Origin of the sequence: Bathymodiolus heckerae thiotrophic gill symbiont, from assembly GCF_900128515.1 — a bacterium.
GTDB lineage: Bacteria > Pseudomonadota > Gammaproteobacteria > PS1 > Pseudothioglobaceae > Thioglobus_A.
Genome location: NZ_FQTP01000117.1, coordinates 1 through 3,576, shown reverse-complemented (window position 1 = coordinate 3,576; position 3,576 = coordinate 1). Strand labels below are relative to the sequence as shown.

Genomic DNA, 3,576 nt, shown 5'->3' with positions numbered 1-3,576 from the left:
AAAGGCGATTATGCTATGTTGGCATGACTCGAGCCATGAAAAGACTAACACTATCATTTGCTATTAAGCGCTTCTTACATGGCCAATCTTTATACGCTTACCCTTCTCGTTTTTTGGATGAAATCCCAAGTGAATATGTTAATAAAGTTAAAGCTAAATTTGGCGCAACTCAAGCCAACTATAATGATGATGATATTTACAATCAAGATATCGAGCCTGAAGCTAATGGCCAATTATCGGTTGGCGCTGGTGTTAAGCATGGTAAATTTGGCTATGGCACGGTGCTTAATTTTGAAGGCGAAGGCGATAGTGCCAGAATTCAAATTAAGTTTAAATCTGCTGGCACTAAATGGCTAATTGCCAGTTATGCCAATTTAGAATTTGTTTAATTTAGTGTCTTTTTAAGATCATCAACTGAGAAACTTTGAACGGTTTGTTCGTCGGTATAAACTGGCTTCATTTTAGTATGCGTGCCTGCCGCCTTCTCAATATCAGTTTGACGAGAAATAACCAAATTTAAACAATCAGTAATCATTTTTTGCGTGTTTTGTGTCAATGGATGGCGTAAGCCTGGCTTGGTCATCGTATCCTTGGCAATAGCAATAAGTGTTTTTCTCATCGCGCTTAGCATTCTAATCTCAATATCGTTTGTTGTTTCATCACTCATAATAAATCTCGTATATTATCTAAATGGTTTGAGTGCATCATTTTATCGCAGTTAAAGTGTTTATACCCTTGCATTAATTGAAGTTTCTCATTAGCACCCCAATTATCATTAATCACTTCATCAACCATCTCGGAATGATTGCAAATCAATACCATATCACAACCACTCTCTAGTGAGACGCGCACTCGATCCTGAATTTTTTCAACAAAAAAAGCGCCCTGCATAGAGAGATCATCACTAAATACTACACCGCCAAAACCAATCTGATCTTGCAAAATATCTTTAATCCATTTTTTAGAAAACCCGGCAGGCTTATCATCCACTTGTGGATACACAACATGAGCGGGCATAACGCCGTCCAATCCATGATTCGTTAAATCCTTAAAAGGTGACATATCAGCTAGCAGTTCAGTCATTGATCTATCGTCAATTGGTAAATCTAGGTGCGAATCAGCAGCAACAAAACCATGTCCTGGAAAATGCTTGCCAACACATTTCATGCCGGCCTCATGCATACCGGCAATTAAACTACCTGCGAGTATGGAGATTGCTTCAGGGTTGGAATGAAAAGCGCGATCGCCAATCACTGAAGATTGGCCATAATCTACATCTAAAACAGGCGCGAAAGAAAAATCAACACCTATGTCAAGCAGTTCATACGCCAATACAAAGCCACATGAAAAAGCTAAATTTTTAGCCAATTCTGGATCTCGATCGTAATAATCACCCAACTTGGCCATTGCCGGAAGATGGGTAAAACCTTTTCTAAATCGTTGTACTCGCCCACCTTCGTGATCCACCGAAATTAATAAATCAGGATTAACTTCTCGGATGGAGTTAATGAGTTTTTTAACTTGATCGATTGTTTCAAAGTTACGCCCAAAGAGGATAACACCGCCAATTGAAGGTTTGGCTAGTTTCAATATTTCTGTTTTTGTCAGTGTCAATGCTGACACATCCATCATGATTGGGCCTAGTTTCATAATTTAATCAATATAAGGTTTAACCTTGTAGACCAAATACAAAATAGGCAAGCCGATCAGCGTAGTAAGAATGAAGAATTCACTATAGCCGAATACCTCCACAATCGTACCTGAATAGCCGCCAAAAATCTTTGGCAGTAAAGTCATCAAGGATGAAAAGACGGCATACTGAACCGCAGTAAATTTAATATTAGTAAGGCTCGATAAGAAAGCAATAAAGGCTGCGCCCGCCAACCCTGCTGATAGGTTATCCATGGCGATAGTAACGTAGAGCCAAGTCATATCATGGCCAACATTAGCCAAAATAATAAACAATAAGTTAGTTACTGCGGAAAGCGCCGCACCTAAAAACAACACTTTAAACACGCCAAATCTAATCGCCATCAAGCCACCTAAAAATCCACCTGCAATGGTCATAAATAAGCCAAATGTTTTAGATACAGTGGCAATTTCAATTTTAGTAAAGCCCATATCTTGATAAAAAATATTAGCCACAACACCTAACACAATATCACTGACTCGGTACAAACCAATTACTGTAAGCAGTAGCAATGCAACATTCAAACCGTAACGACTAAAGAAATCTTTAATTGGATCAACGTAAGTATTACTAACCATTGATCGATTGACGATATTAAGCATTATGAGTATTTTTGCTGCAATAATAGCACCCACAAGGGCTAGCATCATTCTGAACGTTCCAACAATGAATCCAGCCAAATGCTTATTAGAGAATATGTCAGTAAGACTTGATTTAAGAACTTTTCCAAGATCAGAACTAATAACAAATGTAGTAATAAAAGCAGCAACAATGGCTAAAAATAATGCAAAAAATCTAAAATAGTCTTTGGTTGAATATTCTTTGTTATGACTGCCTAAATCTGGCTCTTTGATTAAGAGTGTTGTCACTATGCCAACCATCATCACCACAATCATCACCAGGTAAGTATTTGACCAAGCTGAAAAACTATATAGCTCTTTAGTGGAGCCAAAATAACTGGCTAAAAATAAACCACCTGCACCCGCTACTAGCATGCCAATTCGATAGCCGGCAATATAAGTGGCACTGAGCATCGACTGCATATCTTTATCAGCCGACTCAATGCGATAAGCATCAATCACAATATCTTGTGTGGCTGATGAAAACCCCAATAGCACAGCACCAATAGCCATCAACTCTAAGTTATCAATATTAGCACGTGGATCAACAGAAGACATTAGCCAAATTGAGGCCATGATTGCCAATTGGGAGATGAGCATCCACGCCCTTCTTCGGCCTAAAAGTTTGGTTAAAAAAGGCAAGGGTAAGCGATCAACCAATGGCGCCCATACAAATTTAAATGAATAGCCTAAGGCCGCCCAAGAGAAAAAAGTAATACTAGATTTGGCAATACCCGCTTCATTTAGCCACAATCCCAAAGTAGAGAAAATTAGCAAGATAGGTATACCAGCAGAAAATCCAAGAAATAGCATGGTCATCACCCGTGGGTGAATAAATAGCTTAATACTTTCTAGCATTGCACCCAGGGCATGCCGTCATGACGCCAGCCATTAACATTGCCTCGTTGGTCGTTTTCATCAAGATCGCCCTCAAAGCCACTAACGACATGCGCTACATTGCTAAATCCAGCCTTAAGCAGGCACTTACCTGCATCGTCTGATCGGTAACCACTGCGACAAATTAAAATAATTTCTTTATTTAGCGCCTCATCACCTAAAAAGCGCTTAATCGCGGCAATAAAGCTGGGCTCGTTTGGCTCCCAATCAGGGTCATCTAACCAAGGCACGAAAAGCACCTCAATGGGTCGGCCTACAAATTTATTTTCAGCCTCACAACGAACATCGATTAACACCGCCTCTTTATTGACCTGTAAACGTTCAATGGCTTTTTTTGGTAAATATTGAAGTAGGCTACTCATGAAGCAA

The 3,576-nt window shown here is 39.4% G+C and carries 4 protein-coding genes and 1 pseudogene; 1 reads left to right on the top strand and 4 read right to left on the bottom strand.

Features of this window, described 5'->3' with window-relative positions:
* Positions 1–389 (top strand): annotated as a pseudogene (locus tag BTHERMOSOX_RS09800) (DNA helicase UvrD); the annotation flags it as partial.
* Here BTHERMOSOX_RS09800 and BTHERMOSOX_RS09795 read toward each other — a convergent pair.
* Genes BTHERMOSOX_RS09795 through BTHERMOSOX_RS09780 form a run of 4 tightly spaced genes read right to left on the bottom strand, consistent with a single transcriptional unit; the run spans position 386 to position 3,569 of the window.
* On the bottom strand, positions 386–667 hold the full coding sequence (locus BTHERMOSOX_RS09795; protein ID WP_138120974.1) for a hypothetical protein: 282 nt from the start codon (positions 665–667) through the stop codon (positions 386–388). The pseudogene BTHERMOSOX_RS09800 and the gene BTHERMOSOX_RS09795 overlap by 4 nt on opposite strands.
* Positions 664–1,650, bottom strand: a complete 987-nt coding sequence (gene nagZ / locus BTHERMOSOX_RS09790; RefSeq protein WP_138120972.1) for a beta-N-acetylhexosaminidase — start codon at positions 1,648–1,650, stop codon at positions 664–666. Before nagZ ends, BTHERMOSOX_RS09795 begins: the two co-directional genes overlap by 4 nt.
* Before the next feature lie 3 nt (positions 1,651–1,653).
* Positions 1,654–3,168, bottom strand: a complete 1,515-nt coding sequence (locus BTHERMOSOX_RS09785; RefSeq protein WP_212744651.1) for an AmpG family muropeptide MFS transporter — start codon at positions 3,166–3,168, stop codon at positions 1,654–1,656.
* Positions 3,162–3,569, bottom strand: coding sequence for a rhodanese-like domain-containing protein (locus BTHERMOSOX_RS09780; RefSeq protein ID WP_138120968.1), 408 nt, complete (start codon positions 3,567–3,569; stop codon positions 3,162–3,164). Before BTHERMOSOX_RS09780 ends, BTHERMOSOX_RS09785 begins: the two co-directional genes overlap by 7 nt.
* Between the last annotated feature and the right edge of the window lie 7 nt (positions 3,570–3,576).

Excerpts from the sequence above, each read along its gene's own strand:
- nagZ (WP_138120972.1), bottom strand. The coding sequence starts at position 1,650 with ATGAAACTAGGCCCAATCATGATGGATGTGTCAGCATTGACACTGACA.
- BTHERMOSOX_RS09795 (WP_138120974.1), bottom strand. The coding sequence starts at position 667 with ATGAGTGATGAAACAACAAACGATATTGAGATTAGAATGCTAAGCGCG.
- BTHERMOSOX_RS09780 (WP_138120968.1), bottom strand. The coding sequence starts at position 3,569 with ATGAGTAGCCTACTTCAATATTTACCAAAAAAAGCCATTGAACGTTTA.
- BTHERMOSOX_RS09785 (WP_212744651.1), bottom strand. The coding sequence starts at position 3,168 with ATGCTAGAAAGTATTAAGCTATTTATTCACCCACGGGTGATGACCATG.